General features: G+C 64.9%; 20 protein-coding genes. 7 read left to right on the forward strand and 13 right to left on the reverse strand.

Going from position 1 to position 22,953, the window contains the following annotated elements:
• Positions 1-16: 16 nt before the first annotated feature.
• Positions 17-826 carry a hypothetical protein gene (locus tag BMI88_RS03065; protein WP_078545959.1) on the reverse strand — a complete coding sequence of 270 codons (810 nt, stop codon included), beginning with the start codon at positions 824-826 and terminating at the stop codon, positions 17-19.
• Between the two features lie 33 nt (positions 827-859).
• Positions 860-1,915, reverse strand: a complete 1,056-nt coding sequence (locus tag BMI88_RS03070; RefSeq protein WP_078545961.1) for an AI-2E family transporter — start codon at positions 1,913-1,915, stop codon at positions 860-862.
• 359 nt (positions 1,916-2,274) lie between these two features.
• Here BMI88_RS03070 and BMI88_RS03075 point away from each other — a divergent pair, with 359 nt between their 5' ends.
• Together BMI88_RS03075 and BMI88_RS03080 are read left to right on the forward strand one after the other, a co-directional pair.
• Entirely contained in the window at positions 2,275-3,723 is a 1,449-nt protein-coding gene (locus tag BMI88_RS03075) for a trehalose-6-phosphate synthase (RefSeq protein ID WP_078545963.1), read from the forward strand.
• A 1-nt stretch (position 3,724) separates the two neighbouring features.
• Positions 3,725-4,231, forward strand: coding sequence for a hypothetical protein (locus tag BMI88_RS03080; RefSeq protein WP_078545965.1), 507 nt, complete (start codon positions 3,725-3,727; stop codon positions 4,229-4,231).
• A 145-nt stretch (positions 4,232-4,376) separates the two neighbouring features.
• Here BMI88_RS03080 and BMI88_RS03085 read toward each other — a convergent pair whose 3' ends face one another.
• The 11 genes from BMI88_RS03085 to BMI88_RS03135 all read right to left on the reverse strand — a co-directional run bounded on the left by BMI88_RS03085 (position 4,377) and on the right by BMI88_RS03135 (position 16,898).
• Positions 4,377-4,865, reverse strand: a complete 489-nt coding sequence (locus tag BMI88_RS03085; protein ID WP_078545967.1) for a fasciclin domain-containing protein — start codon at positions 4,863-4,865, stop codon at positions 4,377-4,379.
• A gap of 133 nt (positions 4,866-4,998) precedes the next feature.
• Complete coding sequence (locus tag BMI88_RS03090) at positions 4,999-6,003, reverse strand: DNA topoisomerase IB (RefSeq protein ID WP_078545969.1); 1,005 nt, start codon at positions 6,001-6,003, stop codon at positions 4,999-5,001.
• Between the two features lie 46 nt (positions 6,004-6,049).
• A complete protein-coding gene (locus tag BMI88_RS03095) occupies positions 6,050-6,622 on the reverse strand; it encodes a nucleotidyltransferase family protein (RefSeq protein ID WP_146673458.1) in 573 nt (190 codons plus the stop codon).
• Between the two features lie 3 nt (positions 6,623-6,625).
• Positions 6,626-7,492, reverse strand: coding sequence for an XdhC family protein (locus BMI88_RS03100; RefSeq protein WP_168173936.1), 867 nt, complete (start codon positions 7,490-7,492; stop codon positions 6,626-6,628).
• A gap of 40 nt (positions 7,493-7,532) precedes the next feature.
• Positions 7,533-9,728: a xanthine dehydrogenase family protein molybdopterin-binding subunit gene (locus BMI88_RS03105; protein ID WP_078545975.1), complete on the reverse strand. Its 2,196-nt coding sequence runs from the start codon at positions 9,726-9,728 to the stop codon at positions 7,533-7,535.
• Positions 9,725-10,747 carry a xanthine dehydrogenase family protein subunit M gene (locus BMI88_RS03110; RefSeq protein ID WP_078545989.1) on the reverse strand — a complete coding sequence of 341 codons (1,023 nt, stop codon included), beginning with the start codon at positions 10,745-10,747 and terminating at the stop codon, positions 9,725-9,727. The genes BMI88_RS03105 and BMI88_RS03110 overlap by 4 nt, the downstream gene beginning before the upstream one ends.
• Positions 10,747-11,256, reverse strand: coding sequence for a 2Fe-2S iron-sulfur cluster-binding protein (locus tag BMI88_RS03115; protein WP_078545991.1), 510 nt, complete (start codon positions 11,254-11,256; stop codon positions 10,747-10,749). Before BMI88_RS03115 ends, BMI88_RS03110 begins: the two co-directional genes overlap by 1 nt.
• 207 nt (positions 11,257-11,463) lie before the next feature.
• Complete coding sequence (locus BMI88_RS03120; protein ID WP_078545994.1) at positions 11,464-13,704, reverse strand: pyrroloquinoline quinone-dependent dehydrogenase; 2,241 nt, start codon at positions 13,702-13,704, stop codon at positions 11,464-11,466.
• Entirely contained in the window at positions 13,701-14,072 is a 372-nt protein-coding gene (locus BMI88_RS03125; protein WP_143594974.1) for a hypothetical protein, read from the reverse strand. The genes BMI88_RS03120 and BMI88_RS03125 overlap by 4 nt, the downstream gene beginning before the upstream one ends.
• A gap of 197 nt (positions 14,073-14,269) precedes the next feature.
• Entirely contained in the window at positions 14,270-15,289 is a 1,020-nt protein-coding gene (locus BMI88_RS03130; protein WP_078539853.1) for an aldo/keto reductase, read from the reverse strand.
• Positions 15,290-15,455: 166 nt separating this feature from the next.
• Positions 15,456-16,898 (reverse strand): MFS transporter, encoded by a 1,443-nt coding sequence (locus BMI88_RS03135; protein ID WP_078545998.1) that lies wholly within the window; start codon positions 16,896-16,898, stop codon positions 15,456-15,458.
• 424 nt (positions 16,899-17,322) lie between these two features.
• On the opposite strand from BMI88_RS03135, the gene BMI88_RS03140 reads away from it, so the two are divergent.
• The 5 genes from BMI88_RS03140 to BMI88_RS03160 all read left to right on the forward strand — a co-directional run bounded on the left by BMI88_RS03140 (position 17,323) and on the right by BMI88_RS03160 (position 22,845).
• Positions 17,323-18,942 carry a peptide ABC transporter substrate-binding protein gene (locus BMI88_RS03140; RefSeq protein WP_348638891.1) on the forward strand — a complete coding sequence of 540 codons (1,620 nt, stop codon included), beginning with the start codon at positions 17,323-17,325 and terminating at the stop codon, positions 18,940-18,942.
• Between the two features lie 65 nt (positions 18,943-19,007).
• Positions 19,008-19,931: an oligopeptide ABC transporter permease OppB gene (gene oppB, locus BMI88_RS03145; RefSeq protein ID WP_078519800.1), complete on the forward strand. Its 924-nt coding sequence runs from the start codon at positions 19,008-19,010 to the stop codon at positions 19,929-19,931.
• A gap of 1 nt (position 19,932) precedes the next feature.
• Positions 19,933-20,856 (forward strand): ABC transporter permease subunit, encoded by a 924-nt coding sequence (locus tag BMI88_RS03150; protein ID WP_078546000.1) that lies wholly within the window; start codon positions 19,933-19,935, stop codon positions 20,854-20,856.
• 1 nt (position 20,857) lies between these two features.
• Complete coding sequence (locus BMI88_RS03155; protein ID WP_078546002.1) at positions 20,858-21,835, forward strand: oligopeptide/dipeptide ABC transporter ATP-binding protein; 978 nt, start codon at positions 20,858-20,860, stop codon at positions 21,833-21,835.
• Positions 21,832-22,845, forward strand: coding sequence for an oligopeptide/dipeptide ABC transporter ATP-binding protein (locus tag BMI88_RS03160; protein WP_078539849.1), 1,014 nt, complete (start codon positions 21,832-21,834; stop codon positions 22,843-22,845). The genes BMI88_RS03155 and BMI88_RS03160 overlap by 4 nt, the downstream gene beginning before the upstream one ends.
• The last annotated feature ends 108 nt before the right edge of the window (positions 22,846-22,953 follow it).

A 22,953-nucleotide genomic window follows, 5' to 3' on the forward strand; every position in this document is an offset into this window, starting at 1 on the left:
ATCCGCGCGCATCGCATCACGCGCGGCGCGTCATGTCCTGTGGACACAGATCGTGGCGCTTCGCCCAATGCTGGAGCGTGTCGTCGAACCGCTCGGGCGGGACCCCTTCGAGCCCGGGAAATTCATGCAGAATGATCCGCAGTGCGCGGCGCTGATCTTCGGTGAGTCGGTCGTCGTGCCAGAGCCGATAGATGCCGCGCGGCAGGCGGCGCTCGGGTCTCGCGGTGCTATAGAACAGCGCGAAGGGGATGGATTTCACCTGCGCCACGTAGCTTGATAATTGCGGCAGGAACTGCCCGGTGAATTCGTCGGAGCCGGCCGGGAAGACCTCGGCCAGCGCCATGACCGCACGACCCTGCGCTGCTGCCTGCGTGGTGGAGAAGACGAAGCTTACCGCGAGCGTCAGCACCAGCATCCCTGTCACCCCCGTGATGACCGAGATCAGCGACCAGCCGGTGCCTGCGGGCGTCGCGTAGCCGCCACCCAGCGTCGAGAGCAGATGCCCCGCATAAGAGAGGCTGTCACCGAAGCTCGCCGCGGGCAGGCCCTTGGTCGTCTCCAAAGATCGGCTCGCGGCGAAGAAGATCAGGCTCCAGCCGAAAGCGACCATGATGATCCAGACGCCGCCGAGCCATGCCATCGTCACCGGGCCGCAGATGCGATGCGCGAGCCGCGTTTGCCCGAAACTGCGGATGCGCTTGAAGCCGAACCGCGCGACGGCCAGCGAGATTGCCCCGGACTGGCCCGCACCAAGCGCGCAGAGCAGAATGTCCCAAAGTGAGATCGCAACGATGGCGGTGCCGAGGAAGATCAGGAAAATGGTCACGGGAGGCTCCGAAAGTTGGAAAGGGGCGTGCGGTCAGGCGGTCTCGGGCCTGACCAGCGGCAGGTAGTGGCGCCGTGTCATCATCATCAGAACGGCCAGCAGCGGTGTCGCCAGCGCAAGGCCGAGAAGACCGAAGAAGCTCCCCATCAAAAGCTGGAACGCGATGATGAGGGCCGGGGGCAGCGACATCGCCTTTTCCTGAATCTGCGGCGTGATCAGGTTGCTCTCGAGTGCCTGTACCGCGAGGTAGAGGACCACGACCCAAAGCATCGTCATCGGGCTGACCGTCAGGCCCATCGCCAAGGCGGGGATCGCCGACAGGACCGGCCCGATATTCGGAATGAAGGTCAGAAGTCCTGCGAGGATCGCAAGGATTGCGGCCAGCGGCACGTTCAGCAGCCACAGCCCGACAAAGGTCAGCAGACCGATCACCGTCATCGAGATCAGCTGCGCAAAGAGCCAGCCCGACAGCGCCGCCCAGCCGGTCGCGAAGCTCGCGACGACCCAGTCCCGCTTGGAGGCGGGGAAGAGTGCTGCAATCCCGCGCCGGTACAATTGCGGCTCCACCGCGCCATAGACGCCGATGAACAGGATCAGCATCGCGTTCCCGATCACGCCGATCGACATCATCACGGTCGTGGCGGCCCCCTTGCTCGACGGGGCGATCGAGCCGAGGTCGATCGAACGCGTGATCGAATGCAGCCAGCCATGCGAGTCGATAAAGTCCTGCACCTGTTTCAGCGCCTTGGGCAGGGCGGTCGTAAGCTGGTCGAGCTGATCGGACAGGCCCTGCGCCGCATAGAGAAAGAACAGAACCGCGAGGCAGACCAACATGATCGAATAGAGCGCGAGCCCCCAGCCTTCGCGGATGTGCAGCCTGCGCGCGATGGCGTTGCCGCCCATACGCAGGAAGACCGCGACCAGAAGCCCCGCGAAGACCAGCAGCAGGATATCGGGCGCGATCAGCACCAGAAGTGCGAAGATCGCGATCGGCAGCCAGAAGGCAATCCGCTCGCGCGAGGCCTTCGCGCCCAGTCCGGCCGGCTTGGGGTCCGCATGGTCCGCGCGATGCGGTCCGGGGTCTGACATGGTGCTCTCCGTCGCGGCTTGTGTCGTGTGACAGGCCAACCTGTCGCGCGCGCCGTGGTTCCGTGCCCAAAGCGCGTCGCGGCGGAGAAATTGTCACCCGCCATGTGTCCGGCGCCGTATGCGCGCGAGCTGGGAGAGATGTCACAAAACATCGCGGAAGAGCTTGAAAATGTGTAAAAAAATGCATCTCGGTGAGGCGGTTGATTGTCTTATGTTAAAGATATGAACTTTTTTCGGCTGAGAGGCTGTTTTCGCCCTCAGAGAGAGGAACTGCCATGCGTAAGGAGGAGTTGCTCGGGCGAAACATCCCAACAGGGACAAACCCATTCAGCCGCCCAATTTCGGAGGTCTCTCTCATCATGTCCGCCCGCCTCATCGTCGTGTCCAACCGCATCCCTTCCGAGGCTACGCCCTCGGGCGGGCTCGTGGTGGCGCTGCATGAGGCGCTGCGTGAGAAAGGCGGCATCTGGATCGGGGCGCATCCCGAGACGGGCCCCGAAGAGCCCACCCTTATCGATATGGGAGGCACCCAATATGACAAGCTCGCCTTCCGACTGACCGAGGAAGACCGCGCGGCCTATTACCTGGGATTCGCGAATTCCGTGCTCTGGCCGATCGCGCATCACCGCACCGATCTGGTCGAGATCAATCGCAGCTTCGACGAGGGCTACCTGCGCGTGAACCGTCGGATCGCGGAGCAGATGGCCGAGGTGATCTCGCCCGAGGATCACATCTGGATTCACGACTACCATTTCTTCCCGCTGGCGGAGGAGCTGCGCAGGTTGGGTGTGACCAACCGCATCGGCTTCTTCCTGCATATTCCTTTCCCCAACATCACCGATCTCGATGTGTTGCCCGACCCGCCCGCCTTCGCGCGCTGGCTGGCGCATTACGATCTGGTCGGCCTGCAGACGCGGGCTGACGTGGCGCGATGCCTCGAGATGTTCCGCGCCGATCCGAGGGCAGAAATGCTGCCCAACGGCGCGATCAAATTCGGCGCGCAGGAGGTGTCCGTCCGGTCTTTCCCGATTGGCATTTCAGCTGAGAGCTTCGCCCGGGCGGCGCAGGACTGCGCGCCGCCGCCCGCGCACGAATTGTTCGGAGACGCCTATGTCATCGGCGTTGACCGGCTCGACTACTCCAAGGGCTTGCCGCAACGCTTTCGCGCGTTTGAGCGCTATCTGGAGACCTACGACACGGGGCCGCGCGCTTCGCTGGTGCAGATCGCGCCACCCTCGCGCGAAAGCGTCCGGGCCTATCAGGAGATCACCGCCGATCTGCAGCAGATCGCGGGTCAGGTGAACGGGCGCTTCGGCGAGGTCCATTGGGCGCCGATCCGTTTCCTGCACCGCCCGGTGCCGCGCGACGAGATCGCGGGGCTGCTGCGCGGCGCACGGGCCGCGCTGGTGACGCCGCTTGCCGACGGGATGAACCTCGTGGCGAAGGAATATGTCGCAGCGCAGGACCCGGAGGATCCGGGCGTGCTGGTGCTGTCGCGCTTCGCGGGCGCCGCCGAGGACATGACCGAGGCGCTGCTGGTCAATCCGCATGACGTCGACGAGACCGCCACGGCGATCCGTCGCGCTCTGACGATGCCGCTGGAGGAACGCCGCGCGCGCCACGCCGCCTGCATGGAAGTCGTCCACGCGACCGATACCGGTGCTTGGGCGCGCAGCTTCCTCGATCAGCTCGCCGCCTGCACACCCGCTTTGCGCATTACCGGACGCGCCGCCGAATGGCTCCGCGGCGAAGAGGGCCGGGAATTCGACCCCGGCGCGCATCGCTCTATTTCAAAGGAGGAGGTCTGATATGACCATGATGTCACGAAATATGGAGCCGACCGCGTCGGAGGAGGGCGCGCTCGTTCTGATGCTCCACCCCGGAAATTGCGATCTCGATTGCCATGGGGCGTTCATCGAAGCTCTCAAGGGCGACCGTGCCCATATCGTTTGCCTGTCTCAGGAAGGCGGCGGGCGTGGCGAGTTGATCGCCCGGCTCGGTGCCTGTGGCGCGACGCCGATCTGTGCGTCTTTCCTGACCTATGAAGATGGGGCGCTGTCCGATCCCGAGGAGCATGGTTCGATCGCGCATGTGCTGTCTTACATCATGCAGGCGCACAATCTGACGCGGATTTTCGTGCCCAAGCACAATGGAGATCACGCGTGCCACAGCGCAATCGAGGCGATCGCGCAGAACCTGTCGCGGATGACCGATGCGCCGGTCATTCACGAGGAGGACCTGCCGAGCCAAAGCGAGATCGTACCCGGCGGTGGCGATCCGAGCGGGAGCGGCACCCTTCTGAGCGCTTACGCCTGACCGACCCCGACCTGCGGCCCCGTGGGCACCTCAAAGAATAAACCGCCCGCGCATCCGAAGCTGCGCGAACGGTCCGGGAGCGGTCTGCCGTGAGGGGGACCTTCCGACAGACCTCCCCGTCACTGGGGCTTTTCACATAAGCCCATCACTCGGGCATGATCACCTTGTCGATCACGTGGATCACGCCGTTGCTGGCTTCGATATCGGCCTGGGTCACGCTGGCTTCATCGACCATCACGGCGGGGTCGGTTTTCACCATGACTTCCGAGCCCTGCACCGTCTTGGCCATCATCCCGTCGCTCAGATCGCCGGACATCACTTTGCCGGGCACGACGTGATAGGTGAGGATCGAGGTCAGCTTGTCCTTGTTCTCGGGTTTGAGCAGGTCGTCGACGGTGCCTTCGGGTAGGGCTGCGAAAGCCTCGTCCGTGGGGGCGAAGACGGTGAAGGGGCCTTCGCCCTTGAGCGTCTCGACCAGACCGGCGGCCTGCACGGCGGCCACGAGCGTCTCGAAGCTGCCTGCGTTCACGGCGGTATCGACGATATCCATTCCGCCATGATTGTCGGCATAGGCGGGGGCGGAAACGAGCGCGGTACCGGCGAGGACTGCGGCCATGAAGGTTCTTCTCAGCATTCTCTTTCTCCCTGTGTTGGATCGTGGGCAGATCCGGTGGTGGATCGTGCAGGGGATACGGGAGATATGGCGATGCGGATCACGCGTCGCTCGCAATTTCGCGCTTAAACGTGATGTGTCGTGAGTGGCGCGCTCAGCGCGTGCCGCCGTCGAGAAGATGCAGCAGTTGCGCCTCGGCCTTGCGCAGCCCGTCGACCGCGGGCGCGGTCTGCGCAAGAGCGACAAGCGCTTCCGGCTCCGCCTCGGTCAGCGCGATCACCTGCGGATGGATGTAGGAGTTGCGCGCGATCGTGGGTGTGTTGTGCAGTCGCTCAGAGGCGGCCTCTGCCATCGCCTTGATCGTCACCCGCCCGCCATCCGCCTGACGCAGCGCGGCCTCCAAGGCTGCCGCCGATCCGTTCCACGTGCGGAAGGTCTTTGCGGTCAGCCCCTCGGCCCCGGTCCGGTCGGCGAGGAAAGCGTTCACCTCGTCCGAGCGCACCGAATGGGGGTCGCCATCCTCGTCGATCCAGGTGATCAGCTCTGCCCCGGGCAGATCGTCGAGCTGCGTCAGCGCGCGCTCCAACGTCCGGTCGCGCAGCTCGCTTTCGATCTTCGTGCCGCCCTTGCCGGTGAAGGCCAGCCGCAGCGTGCCGCCGTCGAGCGTCATATGCGCGCCGCGCAGCGTGGTCGCGCCGAAGCTGCGGTTCTCGCGAGCGTAATCGGCATTGCCGACGCGGATCGCGGCGCGGTCCAACAGGGCGAGGACTGCGGCCAGCGCGAAGGACCGATCCCCTGGATCATGGCCACGCAGATCGCTCAGGATCGACCGGCGCAGACGCGGCAGGACGGTGCCGAATTCCGCGAGCCGGTTGAACTTCCGCTGCGACCGAAACTCGGTCCAGTCGGGATGGTAGCGGTATTGCTTGCGCGCGCGTGCGTCGCGGCCCGTCGCCTGCAGATGGCCGTTCCGCCGCGGGCAAATCCAGACATCTTCATAGGCGGGCGGCACGGCCAGTGCCTCGATCCGTTTGCGCTCTGTGCCGCGCGCGATGGTCGTCCCGTCAGGGGCCATATAGGAAAACCCGCGCCCGCAGCGCCTGCGCGTGATGCCGGGGCGGTCATCGGGATAATAGACGAGATCGGGCAGGTCTTTCATGGAGCGAAAACGCCGGGCGTATCGGCGCAGTTCCCGTTCCGCGCGCCTATTCTGTGGCGTTGCGAAGATCTTCAGGCCGGTCGATATCGCGGAGCGTGCCGGGCGGTAGCGCAACGCGTCGCAGGTCAGGGGCGCGGCGCAGCAACGCCCCGGCGCCCCGGTCGCCCGTGAGCCGCAAAGCCGCGCCGAACAGCCTGCGCGGGATCAGCGCTGGCGGCGCGAGGCGACCGTCCGAAGTGGCCATCGCCGGGTGGGGACCGGGTGTCGTGAGAAGCTGGCGCAGATGCGCGCGTGAGACCTCGGGCATGTCGCCGAGCACGATCAGCAGATGGCTCGCGCCACTGGCTTGAGCAGCGCGGATCGCACGGTGCAGGCTCGCGCTCTGGGCGCGACCCGCTCCGATGCACAGAAGGTCGAGCCCCGCGCCGCTTAGCTCTTTCGGCAGCCGGGGAGAGCGCGTAATCGCGGCGCGTCGATGGAGGCCAAGCCCTTGGAGCTTCCGTGCGGACCGCAGCACAAGCGCGGCTTCGCCGCCGCAGCGCGTGGACAGCTTGTCACGCGCGCCGAAGCGCCGCGACGCGCCCGCCGCCAGGACCACGCCCATGATCTTGCGCGCCAAGCGTCAAACCCGCGCGAGTTGCAGCACTTCGGCCAGCACCGAGACCGCCAACAGCCGCGGCTCGCGCGCCTGTTCGATCAGGCCGACCGGTCCGCGCAGCCGCGAAATCGCGGCCTCCGACAGCCCCTTGCGACGCAGCGCCACTGCGCGCTGACGCGCCGTGCGACGGCTGCCCTGAGCGCCGATGAAGAAGGCGTCGCTTTCCAGAAGTTGCGCGAGGATCGGGATTTCCCGGTCGTGATCATGGAAGAACAGCAGCGCCGCCATGCGCGGGTCGGGCGCGATGTCCCCAAGCGGATTGCTGCGCCGGAATTTGTGGCTCGTCACGCCGGGCAGACTTACTGGATCGGGCATGATGAGATCGGCCTGATAGCCCGCGCCCGCGGCGAGCTGCGCAAAGGTCTCGGCCTCCACCCCGGTGCCGAAAATCACGAAACGCGGCTCGGGCACGAGGTGCAGGCTCAGATCGGTCTCGGGTTGCGGCTCGAGCGTCAGGGTGCCCTGCGTGCCCGAGAGGTGCAGCGACAGCGGCATCCGAGCGTCAATCGCTTCGGCCATGCGCTCCTGATCGGCGACGGGCGGGGCAGGGATCACCGTGATGTCGAGCGCCCCCCCACAAGGCAGAACGAGGTCGATGAAAGGCGAGCCCTCGCCATAGCGCAGATGCCGCGTACAGCCGTCCTGCGCGACCTTGTTCAGATGGTGTTCGATATCGGCATCGATACAGCCTGCCGAGAGATGGCCGCGAATTTCGCCCCGATCGTCAAGGCTCATCGCAGCACCGAGGGGGCGATACCCCGCCCCCTCGATCCGTGTCAGAATGGCCAGCGCGGCGAGCCGGCCCGGCGCGGGCAGAGGCATTTCCGCCATGCCCAACCGAGTTTCAGCGCGCGCACGCTGGCGAAGCGGACTACCGTCCATTGGCAAACCCCTCGAGTACCTTGTCGGGCGTGGCCGGATAGTGGCGCAGCCGTACGCCCGTCGCATTGTGGATCGCGTTGATCACCGCGGCCCCTGCGCCCGAAATGCCAAGCTCCCCCACGCCTTTGGATTGGATCGGGTTCGCCTCGTCATCGCGCTCGGGCAGGAACACCACCTCCATCTCGCGCGGGATATCCGCGTGCGACGGAACGTGGTAATTCGCCAGATCGCGGGTGACGATATGGCCGGTGCGCGGATCGTGGCCAAGCTCCTCGTGCAGAGCCGAGCCGACGCCCCAGACCATGCCGCCGACGGCCTGACTGCGCGCGGTCTTCTCGTTGAGCACGCGCCCGATGCCGAGCACGCCGAGCATCCGGCGCACGCGCACCTCGCCCGAGACCTCGTTCACCGCGACTTCGGCGAAATGCGCGCCGAAGCCTGCCGAGAAATGGCTCTTGGCGGTTTTGCCGCCTTCGATTTTGCCCTCGGCGCTGATCGGATCGCTCAGCAGATCGACCAGTTTCGCGGTCTTGCCGCCGCCCGAAACCTCGCCATTGCCAAGGCTGAGCTCGTCGAACTTGCAGCCGAGCTTGTCGGCAAGCTGCTCGCGGATCTTGCGTGCGGCGAGGAACACCGAGGAGCCCGACGACGACGCCCCGAAGGAGCCGCCCGACCCGGAGGCCCCCGGAAGGTCGCTATCGGCCAGATGGACCGAGACCTTGTCGATCGGCAGGCCCAGCATCTCGCCCGCGATCTGACCGAGGATCGCGTAGCTGCCGGTGCCGATATCCGTCATGTCGGTCTCGACCAGAGCGCCATCCGCGCTGAGCGTGACGCGCGCCGCCGACGGCACGAGGAAGTTCGCCCGCCCCGCAGCCGCGACGCCCATGCCGATCAGCCATTCGCCTTCGCGACGCGTTCCGGTTTCCGGGCGCTGATCCCAGCCGAAGCGTTTCGCGCCTTCGCGCAGGCTGTCTTCCAGCGCGCGGGCCGAATAGGCCTGACCGGTGTCGGGGTGCTTTTCGGGAATGTTGCGCAGGCGCAGTTCCACCGGGCAGAGACCCAGCTTCTCGGCCAGCTCATCCATCGCGGTTTCCAGCGCGAAGGTGCCAACCGCCTCGCCCGGCGCGCGGACCGAGCCCGTAGGCGTGCGGTGGTTGCGCGAGATGTGCTGACGCATCACCCGGTTGGGCGCGCCATACATGAAGCGGCTCGCGGCGTTGACCGGTTCGGAGAAGGCTTCCTCTTCGAGATTGGACACGCGATCCTCGTGCCCGATCCCGGTCAGCTTGCCGTCCTTGTCCGCCGAAAGGCGCAGGCGCTGCCATGTCTCGGTCCGGCGCAGCACGGCATCGAAGACGGTCTGACGGCTCAGCACGATACGCACCGGACGGTCGAGTTCGCGCGCGGCAAGCGCCGCCGCGACATGCTCGGAGGAAATGCCCAGCTTGGAGCCGAACCCGCCGCCCACATAGGGCGCGAGGATGTGGACCTTGTCGGACTCGATGCCAACCGCATCGGCCAATTCCTCCTTGTTGAAACGGACCATTTGCAGCGAGCCATGTAGAACGAGGCGACCGTCCTTCCACTCGGCGATGCCCGCATGTGGCTCCATCGCCGCAGCGACGTGACCGGCGGTTGTATATTCGAGATCGACCGATTGCGCGGCCTTCTCCATCGCGGCGTCGAGATCGCCCTGGATGCTTTCGCGCTTCTCGTTCAGCTCGAGTTCAACGCCTGCCGGATCGACCGGTGCGCCGGGGTTCTGCTCGTAGCTGATCTTAATCCGGGCGGCGGCGTCGCGCGCGGTCTCGAAACTTTCCGCGACCACGAGCCCGATGGGCTGACCGTGATAATCGACGCGGTCGCCGGGCTGCACCGGCGCGGCGCCTGCCATGCCCTGCGCCGGGTTGCGCACGAATTCCGGGCCGTGGAACAGGCCCAGATAACCGGGGAGCTTCTTCGCCTCCGTCTCATCAAAGCCGGTGACCTTGCCGCGCGTGATCGTGGCGCGCAGCATCACGCCATGCACCATGCCTTCAGGCTTGAATTCGGCCGCATAGGTCGCGGTGCCGGTCACTTTCAACTTGCCCTCGGGGCGGTCGAGCGGCGCGCCCACCAGACCCTGTTTGGTTTCGTCGAGCAGCCGCGGCTGCGCTTCATCCATCGTGAACGTGTCGCTCATGCCAGCGCCTCCACCTTGTCCGTTCCGGTCGAGGCCGGGGCCATGCCCGTCGCCTCGCGCATCACCGCGATCAGTGCGCGGCGGGTCATTTCGCGTTTGAAATCGTTGCCCTCGTCGGTGACCGCTTCGGCCAGAAGCGTATCGGCGGCCTTGCCGAACAGCTCCTCCGACGGGGTTTCGCCTTCGAGCATCGCATTGACTTGCGCATCCGCCCAAGGGCGCGGCCCGATGCCACCGAACGCGAGCGAGGCCTGCTTGATCGCGTCGCCCTCCATCTCGACCACGGCGGCGACCGAGACGAGCGCGAAGGCGTAAGACGCCCGGTCGCGGATCTTGCGATAGCTCTGAGTGGCGTTCGGCTGCGGGGCAGGGAGGATCACCGCGGTGATGATCTCGCCCGGCTTCAGGCTCGTCTCGATCTCGGGCGTCTCGCCGGGCAGTTGATAGAGCTCGTCCATCGCCACGGTGCGGGTTGCTCCATCGGTGCCGCGGATTTCCACCTGCGCATCGAGCGCGCGCATCGCCACCGCCATATCGGAGGGGTGCGCGGCACTGCAGGCGGCCGAGGTGCCCAGGATCGCGAGCATCCGGCTGACACCGCCCTTGGCGGCGCAGCCCGCACCGGGGTCGCGCTTGTTGCAGGCCATTGCTGGGTCGTAGAAATAGGGGCAGCGCGTGCGTTGCAGCAGGTTGCCGCCCGTGGTCGCCTTGTTGCGGATCTGGCCCGAAGCGCCCGCCAGCAGCGCGCGCGACAGAACCGGATAGGCGCGGCGCACCTGCGGATCGGCGGCGAGATCGGCGTTGCGCACCAGCGCCCCGATCTTCAGCCCGCCCTCATGCGGCTCGATCTTGTCCAGCCCGTCGATATTGTTGATGTCGATGACCGTCTCGGGGGTCATCACCTGCAGTTTCATCAGGTCCAGCAGGTTGGTCCCGCCCGCGATGAACTGCGCGCCGTCACCCGCCTTGGAGGCCGCGTCATCGAGTGTATTTGCGCGAAGATAGTCGAAAGGTCTCATTACTTCTCCTCCGCCTCGGCCACGCGCGAGATGGCCTCGCGGATGAAGGGATAGGCCGAACAGCGGCAGAGATTGCCGCTCATCCGCTCGGCGATTTCGGCATCGCTCAGTTCGGATTTTCCGGTGAGGCTGTCGCTGACATGGCTGGGCGCACCTTCGGCGGCTTCTGCCAGCATCCCGGTTGCCGACATGATCTGCCCCGGTGTGCAATAGCCGCACTGGTAGCCGTCGCAGGAGACGAATTCCTGTTGCAGCGGGTTGAGATTTTCGGGCGTGCCGAGCCCTTCGATGGTGGTGATCTCGGAGCCTTCATGCATCACCGCGAGGCTGAGGCAGGAGTTCACCCGCCGCCCGTCGACGAGCACCGTGCAGGCGCCGCATTGGCCATGATCGCAGCCCTTTTTCGAGCCGGTGAGTTGGAGATGGTCGCGCAGTGCGTCGAGCAGCGTCACCCGCGGGTCGAGGTCAAGCGCGCGGGCCTCGCCATTGACGTGAAATGAAACCTTCATGGGGTCCCCCTTGTCCGGAATTCAGGTTTGGCGCAGCCGTCTGGGGAAGCAGACGTTCAAACCAGCTTAGTGGGGAACACCGCGCGCGCGGAACGGTTCCTGCGAGAAAACCCTCACGTTGCGGTGAGGGCTTCGCGGACGCTGTGCGCGTCAGGGGGCGGGGGCGTGGGTCGTACCACGCCACCCGCAATGTGTTTTGCGCCGCGATCAGTTCTCCGGCAGCGCGTAGACGGCCACCATATCGCCCACGGTGGGCTTCAGGATCGAGTTGCCGCCCGAGATGAAGGCCACGTATTCGCGCCCTTTATACTCGTAGATCGCCGGGTTCGCGACGACCGGAGCTTCGAGCTGCGAAGACCACAGCTCTTTACCGGTCTGGATGTCATAGGCGCGCGCCTTGGCATCCATCGTCGCGCCGATGAAGATCAGCCCCGACTTGGTCACCGCCGGACCGCCGATCGTGGGCGAGCCCATGCTCTCGGGCATGAAGAACCCGTATTTCTGCGAGCTGCCGAGCGGCTTGCGCCATTTCACGTCGCCGGTATGCATGTCGATCGCGACCAGTTCGCCAAACGGCGGCTTCCAGCACGGCATCCCGAGCGAGTTCAGCGCATTGCCCAAGCTCATGCCGTAGGGCGCGCCCTTCTGCGGGTAGAAGCCGTTCTCGTTGCCCGAACCACCGGCGTTCTGCTCGTAGTCCTGGCGCTCCCAGAGTTTGATGTATTGAACGATGTGGCTCGTGTTCACGACCGCGATCTGCGCGTCGGGATCGAAGGCCACGCCGCCCCATTGCACGCCGCCCGCACTGTCGGGATAGGCCAGCGTGCCTTCGCCCTTGGTGGTCGGCGGGGTATACATCCCCTCATAGGTGAGGTTGTCGAACAGCTTGGAACACGCCCCACCCGAGACGAGATCGGCGATGCCCCAAACCTCGGGCTTCTTCGACTGGTCGAGAAGCGGCGCGGGTTTGGTCGGGAAGGGCTGGGTCTTGGCATAGACCTCGCCTTTCACCGTGCCGTCGCCTTGCGGGACGGGACGTTCCTCGATCGGCCAGACGTCTTCGCCGGTCTCGCGGTTCACGACGAACAGGAAGCCCATCTTCGTGCCCTGCATCAGCGCGGGGATTTCCTTGCCGTCGACGGTGATGTCCATCAGCGTCGGCGCGGAGTTGATGTCATAGTCCCAGATGTCGTGGTGCACCCACTGACGCGACCAGACGACCTTGCCGGTGTCGAGATCGAGCGCGGTGGTCGAGGTGGCGTAGGGGATCTGCTCGGTCCGGTTGCCGCCCCAGTAGTTCGGCGAGGGCGAGGCCACCGGCAGATAGACCATGTTCAGGCCCGGATCGACGGACATCGCGGTCCAGACGTTCGCGGTGCCGGTCTTGCGGCGGATGTTCTCGGGCAGGGTCTCGAAGGACCATTGCAGCTCCCCGGTCTGCGCATCGACCGAGAAGACCGCGCCCGGAGGAGCCTCGGCCGACTCCCAGTCCTGACCGGCCCAGCCGAGGATCAGGTGATTGCCCGCAACCGTCGGCGGCTGCAGCACGGAAAGCGGGAAGCTGTCATTGACCGTGTTCCACTTATCCACGTTCAGCACGCCATTATCGCCGAAATCGGTGCAGGGCTTGCCGGTATCGGCGTCGAGCGCGAAGAGCTGCGCATCCATCGTGCCGATATAGACGATCTTCTGGCACACCTTGCCCGCGACCGGGTTCTCGGCCTGCCAATAGGCGACGCCACGGTTCTTCAGCGCTGGCTGGGTCAGCGCCTCCAGCTTGGATTTCGTGTCGAAGGCCCATTTCTGCTCGCCCGTGGCCGGGTCGAGCGCCAGCACGCGGTAGAAGGGCGTGCCGATATAGAGCGTGTCATTGGCGAAGATCGGCGTGGCTGACCAGACCGTCGCGGGCTTGTCGCCCGAGCCATCCGAGACGTCGCCGGTATGGACTTGCCAGACCTTCTCCAGATCGCCCACATTGTCCGGGTTGATCTGGGTCAGCGGCGAATATTTCTGGGCGGAAAGCTGGCCGTGGAAGCTGTTCCAGACGGGCTGCTCGGGCACCAGCGGCGTGCCGTTGCGTTCACGCGGGCCGCTGGCGAGCATCGGTTGGGCCACGCTCTCGGCGACCGGCTTGGGCTGATCGGCATTGGCGTCGGGGCCGGGCGGCGTGGCCTCGTTGGCCGCGGGATTGTCGGTCTGCTGATCGGTGCCGGACTGGCTACCGGTGTCGCTGGTGCTGCCAGTATCGGAGTTGGTGTCGGTGCCAGTGTCGGACGTCGTAGCTGCGTCCGTGGTCGCCGAAGTGCCGGTATCGGTCGAGCTGCTGTCGGTAGAGGTCGCGGTGCCGCTGTCGGTTGCGGTGCTGTCGGTCGCGGTCGTGTCCTGCGCGTACCCGGCGGCAGCAAAGAAGGCGAGGGCGAAGGCGAGCGAGACGGTCTTGCGGTTCATGCGTAGGCTCCTTTCGAACGCGCGCCCCGGCTCGAGGCGATGTCGTAGATGAGGCCGATCAGCACGACACCCATCGCCGCGATCAGCCACCATTCATGGAGGAAATAGCCAGCCGCTGCGGTGCCCAGCAGGCCGAGCGCGACGAGGACGCGCAGGATCGTGCGGATCGCTCCGGGTTCGGTCATCTGAATCACGATCCCTGCGAGTGCGATCAGCACGGAGGAGGCGATTACCAGCCCTGCACCGAAAGTGCCGGTCACGCCGGTCAGGGGGGTGACGTAATTCCAGATCGCGATGGCGGCGCCGATCAACGCCCCCAGAACAATCAGGATGCTGCGTGGCCGTGATGCTGAGCGGGAATGTGCCAAAGGAACTCTCCTTGGTAAGTGCTTTCCCGCTCAACGCGCTCTGTGTCTTTTGAGGTCCATGAAAAAGTGAACCGATTTGAGGCCGCGACGTAAGCGCGCACCGATTGCGGCTCCGGTCGCAGACATGAAAAGGCGCGCCAAGGCAGGGTTGGCCAAGCCAACACCCGCCCGGGCGCGCCGATCGGTTCGCTGCGTGTTCAGCGCTGGCGGTAGCCGCCCTGACGCTCCAGCATCCAGCCCGGATATTCGGCGGGCAGGGCGCTGACCTTGTCGAGGGTTTCCTGCTCTTCCGCGTCGAGCGTGATCTCGGTCGCGGCGATATTGTCGGTCAGCTGGTCCTTGCGCTTCGCACCGACGATGACGCTGGTGACGACGTCCTGATGCAGAAGCCATGCCAGCGCGATCTGTGCCACGCTCGCGTCGCGCTTCTCGGCCATCGGGCGCATCGCGTCGATCGCGTCATGGGCGCGGTCCTTCTCGACCGGCGGGAAGTCGAAATTGGCGCGACGCCCGTCGGAGCCCTTGCCGTCGCGGTCGTATTTGCCAGACAGCAGACCGCCTGCCAGCGGGCTCCAGACCATCAGGCCCATGCCCGTGTCGCGCAGCATCGGCACCACTTCGCGCTCCAGATCGCGCCCGGCGATCGTGTAATAGGCCTGCAGCGACAGGATCGGGGCGAGCTTGCGCGCCTCGGCGATGCCCACTGCTTTCATCACCTGCCACGCGGCCCAGTTCGACAGGCCGATATAGCGGACATGGCCGTGCTGCACGAGCGTGGTCAGCGCCTCCAGCGTCTCCGAGATCGGCGTCATCGGGTCGAAGCCGTGGATCTGGTAGAGGTCGATATGGTCGAGCTGCAGCCGCTCGAGGCTCTGCTTGCACTGCTCCATGATGTGATAGCGCGAGGCGCCGCGCTGGTTGATGCCTTCGCCCATTGGACCGAGCACCTTGGTCGCGATGACCACCTCGTCGCGCGCGATGCCGAGATTGCGCAGGCTCTGGCCGAGGATGCGCTCGCTCTCGCCGCCCGCATAGACATTCGCGGTGTCGATGAAGTTGATGCCCGCGTCCACCGCAGTTTTCACGAGGCCGTCGGCATCATCCTGACGTAGCTGGCCGATCTGGCCCCACATGCCCTCCGAGCCGCCGAAGGTCATCGTGCCGAGGCAAAGTTCCGAGACGAGAAGGCCGCTGGGGCCAAGAGGTCTGTAACGCATGGATCGCTCCTTTCGCATCTTTCGGGGGCCAGGTTCGGACGGCCCCTCTGGTTTGGGTAGATGGGGCGCGCGGCGCTCGGGGCGAGTGTCGCGTGACAGTTGTGGCGCACGATCATGTCATCGCGTACGAAGCAGGAAGGGGACGACGCAGGGGCGCGCTGCCCGCTCAGTCTTTGGCGCGCTCGATCTTCATCGGCGTGAACCACGGTGTGAGGATCACCACGCTCGCGATGACCATTGCGTAGCCGATCGCGGACATCATCGCGCCGCGATAGGCCTCGTGATCGCCCGGTTCCGCGCCGCCCAGCATGCCGAAAAAGATCCCGCCCATGATCGCGATGCCGAAGGAGATGCCGACCTGCCGGATCGCCTGCACCGCGCCCGAGGCCGAGCCGCTGTCGTTGCTATCCGCCGCCGACAGCGAGACCTGAAACAGCGGCGATACGGTGTTGCCCAGGCCGAAGCCGCCAAAGAAGAACCAAGGTGCCATGCGCCACCAGCTGATCGCGTCGCCCATCGTCCAGATCGCCCAGAGTTGCCCTGCGAAGCCCGTCGCGATGAGGATGCCGCCGCCCATCACGCGCCAGCGGACCCAGCGCGACCCGAACCAGCCGGTCGTGGCCGAGGCGAGCAGCACGCCCAGCGGGAAGGGCGTCGTCGTCAGCCCCGATTGCAGGGGCGTGAGCCCGTAGCCCGCCTGAAGATAAAGCGCCATGGTGAAGAAATAGCTCGGCACCGCGGTGAACAGCGCCGCGTTCAGAAGGCTCCCCGACAGGAACGAGCCAGAGCGCAGCAGCCGCATCGGCAGAAGCTGGGGCGCGTTGCGTTCTTCCTGATGCCGCTGCCAGCGAATGAAGACCCAGCCAAGGATCGGCGCGGCGATCACCATCGGATACATCCATCCCTGCCAGCCGATCGACGGTGCTTCTACCAGCGGGAACAGAAGCGCCAACGTTGCCACGGCGGCGATCGCGATGCCCACCTTGTCGATGCCCAGCTTGCGATTGCCCTCGCCCTTGGGCACCAGCATCAGCGCCGCGATGAAGGCCGCGATGCCCAGCGGAATGTTCACGAGGAAGATCGGCCGCCAGCCCAGTCCGTAGATGTCAGCGGTCAGGAGCAGCCCGCCCACGATCGGCCCCGCGACCGAGGCCAGCCCGGCGGTCAGCGCGAACAGGCCGAAGGCCGCGCCGCGTTGCTCCGGCGGGAACAGCCGCGGCACCAGCGCCAGCGTTTGCGGCGTCATGATCGCAGCGCCCACGCCCTGCACGATGCGCGCGGTGACCAGCGTCCCGATCCCCGGCGCGATGCCGCAGATCAGCGAGGCGGCAGTGAATAGCGCGATGCCCGACACGAACAGCTTGCGCCGCCCCAAGAGGTCGCCCATCCGTCCCGCCGGCAGCAGCAGGATCGCGAAAGAGAAGGTGTAGCCCGCGACGATCCATTCGATCAGGTTCGGCGGGGCCGCCAGCTCGTTCTTCATCGAGGGTAGGGCGACATTGACGATCGTGATGTCGATCAGGTTCATGAAATTCGCCAGCAGCAGCACGGCTGCAGCCGCCCAGCGGCGTGCGGGCGAAAGTGGAGAGGCACTGTCAGGTTTGTTCATTCAGGGTCCGTTCTGTCGCGGCTGTGACGCCAAGCCTAGCTAGCGGTGGGGCGGGGCGGGTCAATAGCACGACCGAAGGCAAAACCGCGTATAGCAACTTCCGGGTGTGTCAAAATACATACGTCAGGAGGCGCGCAAGCGGATCCATCGCGGGCGAAGAGATTCGACGCGGAAGGGTCGTTAGCATGCCTCGGCTCGCGCAACGAAGCTTGGCGTTCGTTGCAAATTTCAAGGGCTCCGCGCAAGTTTCAGAAAGATTTCGCCGAGGTCCGAGAAATGCGCTCTCACATGGGTGTGAGCACCGTGACGTCAGACTTGCGCCGCGCCACGATCCTGCCCTTGATGCCCCATCAACGAAAAATCGGGGCCCCGCGCTCACCCCTGCGTTGCGCGCGACCGGACCCCGGAAAACTGGAGGTATCCCTTGAAGTCGATTGCCGCGATTTCCGCTTTTGCCCTTATGCTGGGCAGCGCCGCACCCGTTCTCGCTCAGTCGAGCAAAGTGCCCGAAGGCACCAAGCTCGCCGCTGACCAGACCTTCACCTACTGGATGCAGGACGATCTCAAGACGCTCGATCCCGATCTGAGCACCTCGAAGGACGGCAACGACGTTCTTCAGCAGATGTTCGAAGGTCTCTACCAGCAGGACGATCACGGTAAACTCGTGCCCGCGCTCGCGACGAGCTACGAGGTGTCCGACGACAAGAAGACCTACACTTTCCACCTGCGTAACGAGAAGTGGTCGAACGGCGATCCCGTCACCGCGCAGGACTTCGTCTATGCATGGCGTCGTCTCGCCGATCCGGCGACCGCCTCGCAATACTCGTGGTATATCGAGCTGATGCAGGTGAAGAACGCCCATGACGTGATCGCGGGCGACAAGAAGCCGAGCGAGCTGGGCGTGAAGGCGCTCGACGACCACACGCTGCAGGTGACGCTCGACAGCGCGATCCCCTACTTCCGCCAGATGCTCGTGCTGTCCTCGACTTTCCCGGTGCCGCAGAAGGTCGTCGAGGAATACGGTTCCGACTGGACCAAGCCCGAGAACATGGTCGTCAACGGTCCCTACAAGCTGAAAAGCTGGAAGATCGGCAACTCGATCGAGCTGACGAAGAACGACGCCTATTACGACGCCGCGAACGTCACGCTGACCGATCTGAAGTTCATCCCGATGCAGGATAACGACCAGGCGCTGACGCGCTACGAGGCGGGCGAGCTGGACTTCGTGCAGACCCCGGCCGGTCAATATCCGCGCCTGAAGAAGGAATACCCGGATGCGGCCCACGCTCCGCCGCGCTCCTGTGTCTATGCCTACCGCTTCAACGTCGGCCCGAACGGCCCCGAGGCGCTCAAGGACGTGAAGGTCCGCAAGGCGCTGTCCTATGCGATCAACCGCGACATCATCGTCGACAAGATCCTCAAGGGCGGCCAGAAACCGGCCTATACCTGGACCCACTGGGCGACCGCGAACTTCAAGGCACCGGACGTCGCTTATGCCGACATGACGCAGCAGGAGCGTATGGACAAAGCCAAGGAGCTTTTGAAGGAAGCCGGCTACGGTCCCGATCACCCGCTGAACCTGCGGATCATGTACAACACCTCGGCCGACCACAAGAAAATCGCGATCGCGGTGCAGCAGTTCTGGAAGCAGATCGGCGTGCAATCGACCCTCGAGAACTACGAGTGGAAGGTCTATCTCGACAAGCTCAACGGTCAGCATGACTTCGACGTGGCGCGTACCGCATGGTGTGCCGACTACAACGAGGCGTCGACCTATCTCGACGTGAACACCTCGTGGTCGGATCAGAACTCGGGTCAGTGGTCGAATGCCGACTACGACAAGCTGATGAAGGACTCGAAGACGGCGGCCGATCCGCAAGAGGACTACACCAAGGCGGAAAAAATCCTCGCCGAGGACATGCCGCTTGCGCCGATCTACGCCTACTCGCTGCCGATGCTGCTGAACCCGCAGATCAAAGGCTACCCGTTCGATAACGTCCAGCTGAACTGGTACGCGAAGAACATGTACAAGGTCGCAAAGTAAGCCGGCTGAAACAATAACGGGCGGGCCGCACGATCGGCCCGCCCGACTTATTTCGGGACACTCTTATGATCGTCTACATTCTCAAGCGTCTCGCCATCGCGATCCCGACGCTTCTGGTGCTCATCATCGCGAGCTTCTTGCTGATGCACACGGCGCCCGGCGGGCCGTTCACCTCCGAACGTGCCGTGCCTCCCGAGGTGCTCGCCAATCTCAACGCGAAATACGGGCTCGACCAGCCGCTATGGAAGCAGATCGCGACCTATCTGTGGAACGTGGTCGCCCATTTCGATTTCGGGCCTTCGTTCTCGTATAAGGACCGCTCGGTGAACGACATCATCGCGCAGGGCTTCCCGGTCACGCTGACATATGGCTTCCTCAGCTTCATCGCCGCGGTTCTTGTCGGTGTGACCCTTGGCGTGACCGCGGCGATCAAGCGCAACTCGTGGCTCGACTATCTCGCCGTGGGTATCTCCATCGGCGCGCAGGTGCTGCCGAACTTCGTGATGGCGCCGATCCTCGTGCTGATCTTCACGCTAAGCCTGCACTGGCTGCCCGGCGGTGGCTGGAGCTTCGACGATCCGCGCTTCTGGATCATGCCGGTGATCGCGCTCTCGACCTCTTACATGGCGTCGATCGCGCGGATCACGCGCTCGTCGATGCTTGAGACGCTGAGTTCGAACCACATCCGCACCGCCCGCGCCAAGGGTCTACCGAAGCGCAAGATCATCATGCGCCACGCGCTGAAACCCGCGCTGCTGCCGGTGATCTCCTATCTCGGTCCGGCGTTTGTCTCGATGATCACCGGCTCGGTGATCGTGGACGTGTATTTCACCACCGGTGGGATCGGCAAAAGCTTCGTGGATAGCGCGCTCAACCGCGACTACGCGGTGATGATGGGGATCACGATCCTGCTGGGCACGCTGACCATCCTGTTCAACCTTGTCGTCGATATCGTCTACGGATGGATCGACCCGAAAATCCGGTACTGACATGGTCATAGATGAATCCAAGATGACCTCGCTCGCCGAGGCAACGAGCCGCGAAGACGTGGCGGGCCGCTCGCTTTGGGCGGATGCGCGCCGGCGGTTCTTCAACAACAAGGCCGCGATCTTCGGGCTGGGGCTGCTGGCCTTCGTCGTGGCGTTCGCGCTGTTCGGCAACCTGATCGCGGCGTGGAACAATTCCGACATCGATTACAACGTGATGGGTGATGCGATGGCCTCCGCGCCGTCCTTCGCCAACGGCCACTATTTCGGCGCCGACGATCTGGGCCGCGACCTGTTCGCGCGCACCGTGCAGGGCACGCAGATCTCGTTGCTGGTGGGCGTGATCGGCACGCTGATCGCGGTTTCCGTGGGCACGGTCTACGGCGCGATCTCGGGCTATTTCGGGGGCCGCGTCGACGGCTTCATGATGCGCCTCGTCGATATCCTTCTGGCGATCCCTTACATGTTCGTGCTGATCCTGCTGCTGGTCATGTATGGCCGCTCGATCGGGATGCTGTTCGTGGGCGTCGGGTTGATATCCTGGCTCGAGATGGCGCGGATCGTGCGGGGGCAGACACTGACCCTGAAGAACCGCGACTATGTCGAGGCCGCGCGCGCCATCGGGGTGCCTGCGCCGACGATCATCCGGCGTCACATCCTGCCCAACCTCGTGGGCGTGGTCGTGGTCTTCGCGACGCTGCTTGTGCCGCTGATGATCCTGACGGAGAGCTTCATCTCCTTCCTCGGGCTCGGCGTGCAAGAGCCGCAGACCTCTCTGGGGGCTCTGATCTCGGAAGGGGCGGGGACCATGAGCTACGGCACGCTGTGGCAGCTGGCCTTCCCGCTGTTCTTCTTCGTCACCACCCTGTTCGGTTTCTATTTCGTAGGGGACGGGCTGCGTGACGCGCTCGACCCGAAGGAGCGCTGATATGCCATTGTTGGAAGTCAACGACCTCAACGTCCGGTTCGCAACGCAGGAGGGCGAGGTTCACGCCGTCAATGGCGTCAGCTTCGCCTTGGAGCGCGGCGAGGCGCTGGGCATCGTGGGCGAGTCCGGTTCGGGCAAATCGCAGCTCAGCTTTTCGATCCTCGGGCTGCTGGCCGCGAATGGTAAGGCCTCGGGCTCGGTGAAATTCGAGGGGCGGGAGATTTTGAACCTGCCCGAACCCGAGCTGAACAAGCTACGCGCCGACCGGATCTCGATGGTCTTTCAGGACCCGATGACCGCGCTCAACCCCTATATGCGCATCTCGGACCAGATGGCCGAAGTGCTGATGCTGCATAAGGGGCTGAGCAAGCGCGCCGCCGTGGCCGAAGCTGCGCAAATGCTCGAACTGGTGAAGATCCCGGACGCGAAGAACCGCGTGCGCCTCTTCCCGCATGAATTCTCGGGCGGGATGCGTCAGCGCGTGATGATCGCGATGGCGCTTCTGTGCAAACCAGATGTGCTGATCGCGGACGAGCCGACCACCGCGCTCGATGTGACCGTGCAGGCGCAGATCATGGACCTGCTGGGCGAGCTGCGCCGCGAGCTGGGCATGGCGACCGTGCTGATCACCCATGACCTCGGCGTGGTCGCGGGCTTCTGCGAGCGCGCGATCGTCATGTATGGCGGTCAGGTGATGGAGCAATCGCCCGTCGATCCCTTGTTCGCCAACCCGACCCATCCCTACACCAAGGGCTTGCTGGCCGCGTTGCCGCGTCTGGATGCGGATCGCGCGATGACCCCGATCCGGGGCAATCCGCCGAACATGACCGGCGCGCCGAAGGGCTGCCCGTTCTGTCCGCGCTGCGATTTCGTCGAAGAAAAATGCGCCGACGTGATGCCGCCGCTGACGGAATTCGCGCCGGGCCGCGCCCGCGCCTGTCACCGTTCCATTGAAACGATCGAGGAGGCCGCCGCATGACGACCCCGCTGATCGAGGCCCGCGACGTTCGGGTCACCTTCGACATCCGCCGCGCCTCGGACCTGCCTTGGACCGAGCCGCCGAAGCTGCGCGCGGTCAATGGCGTGAGCTTCAAGCTCGAGCAGGGCAAGACGCTCGGCATTGTGGGCGAGTCCGGTTGCGGCAAGTCCACGCTGGCGCGCGCGCTGATCCAGATGCTGCCCGCCGAGGGCGAGATCATCTGGCAGGGCAAGACGGACCTTCTGCCGCTCTCGCCGCGCCAGATGCTGAAATACCGCTCCGACATCCAGATGATCTTTCAGGACCCGCTGGCCTCGCTCGACCCGCGCATGACTGTGGGCGAGATCATCGCCGAGCCGCTGCGCACCCATCGCCCAAAGATGGGCCGCAAGGAGCGCAAGGAGAAGGTCCGCGAGGTGATGGAGAAGGTCGGCCTGCTGCCGAACCAGATCAACCGCTACCCGCATGAGTTCTCGGGCGGTCAGTGTCAGCGTATCGGTATCGCCCGCGCGCTCGTGGTGGAGCCGAAGCTCCTGATCTGCGACGAGCCGGTCTCGGCGCTCGACGTCTCGATTCAGGCGCAGGTGATCGCGCTTCTCGAAGACCTGCGCCGCGATCTGGGCCTGACGATCATCTTCATCGCCCATGACCTGAGCGTCGTGCGCCATGTCTGCGACGAGGTGATGGTGCTCTATCTGGGCCAGATGATGGAGGCGGGCGCGACCGAGAAGCTCTTCGCCGAGCCCCAGCACCCCTATACGCAGGCGCTTCTGTCGGCGGTGCCGATCCCCGACCCGGAGATCGAGCGCAACAAGGTGCTGATTGCGCTGGAAGGCGATCTGCCGAGCCCGCTCAACCCGCCATCGGGCTGCCCGCTGCGCACCCGTTGCCCGCGTGCGAGCGAGATCTGCGCCACGACCCCGCCCACCGAAGAGGTCGCCGGGCGGCAGGTCTTCTGCCACCATCCCGGCCCTGCCGCGGAAGTGCAGGCAGTGCTCTCGGAGAGCTGAATTCTTGTGCGGCGGGCGGGGCTTTCTCGCCCGCTCACACCAATTTGTGCGAGCTTACGTCAGGATATTTATCCGGACGGTCAAAGCACTGTTACGATCCTCGGATAG

This window comes from Thioclava sp. F36-6 (genome assembly GCF_002020305.1).
Classification (GTDB): Bacteria; Pseudomonadota; Alphaproteobacteria; order Rhodobacterales; family Rhodobacteraceae; genus Thioclava; species Thioclava sediminum.

Excerpts from the sequence above, each read along its gene's own strand:
- BMI88_RS03070 (WP_078545961.1), bottom strand. The coding sequence starts at position 1,915 with ATGTCAGACCCCGGACCGCATCGCGCGGACCATGCGGACCCCAAGCCG.
- BMI88_RS03075 (WP_078545963.1), top strand. The coding sequence starts at position 2,275 with ATGTCCGCCCGCCTCATCGTCGTGTCCAACCGCATCCCTTCCGAGGCT.
- BMI88_RS03080 (WP_078545965.1), top strand. The coding sequence starts at position 3,725 with ATGACCATGATGTCACGAAATATGGAGCCGACCGCGTCGGAGGAGGGC.
- BMI88_RS03085 (WP_078545967.1), bottom strand. The coding sequence starts at position 4,865 with ATGCTGAGAAGAACCTTCATGGCCGCAGTCCTCGCCGGTACCGCGCTC.
- BMI88_RS03090 (WP_078545969.1), bottom strand. The coding sequence starts at position 6,003 with ATGAAAGACCTGCCCGATCTCGTCTATTATCCCGATGACCGCCCCGGC.
- BMI88_RS03100 (WP_168173936.1), bottom strand. The coding sequence starts at position 7,492 with ATGGCGGAAATGCCTCTGCCCGCGCCGGGCCGGCTCGCCGCGCTGGCC.
- BMI88_RS03105 (WP_078545975.1), bottom strand. The coding sequence starts at position 9,728 with ATGAGCGACACGTTCACGATGGATGAAGCGCAGCCGCGGCTGCTCGAC.
- BMI88_RS03110 (WP_078545989.1), bottom strand. The coding sequence starts at position 10,747 with ATGAGACCTTTCGACTATCTTCGCGCAAATACACTCGATGACGCGGCC.
- BMI88_RS03115 (WP_078545991.1), bottom strand. The coding sequence starts at position 11,256 with ATGAAGGTTTCATTTCACGTCAATGGCGAGGCCCGCGCGCTTGACCTC.
- BMI88_RS03120 (WP_078545994.1), bottom strand. The coding sequence starts at position 13,704 with ATGAACCGCAAGACCGTCTCGCTCGCCTTCGCCCTCGCCTTCTTTGCT.
- BMI88_RS03130 (WP_078539853.1), bottom strand. The coding sequence starts at position 15,289 with ATGCGTTACAGACCTCTTGGCCCCAGCGGCCTTCTCGTCTCGGAACTT.
- BMI88_RS03135 (WP_078545998.1), bottom strand. The coding sequence starts at position 16,898 with ATGAACAAACCTGACAGTGCCTCTCCACTTTCGCCCGCACGCCGCTGG.
- oppB (WP_078519800.1), top strand. The coding sequence starts at position 19,008 with ATGATCGTCTACATTCTCAAGCGTCTCGCCATCGCGATCCCGACGCTT.
- BMI88_RS03150 (WP_078546000.1), top strand. The coding sequence starts at position 19,933 with ATGGTCATAGATGAATCCAAGATGACCTCGCTCGCCGAGGCAACGAGC.
- BMI88_RS03155 (WP_078546002.1), top strand. The coding sequence starts at position 20,858 with ATGCCATTGTTGGAAGTCAACGACCTCAACGTCCGGTTCGCAACGCAG.
- BMI88_RS03160 (WP_078539849.1), top strand. The coding sequence starts at position 21,832 with ATGACGACCCCGCTGATCGAGGCCCGCGACGTTCGGGTCACCTTCGAC.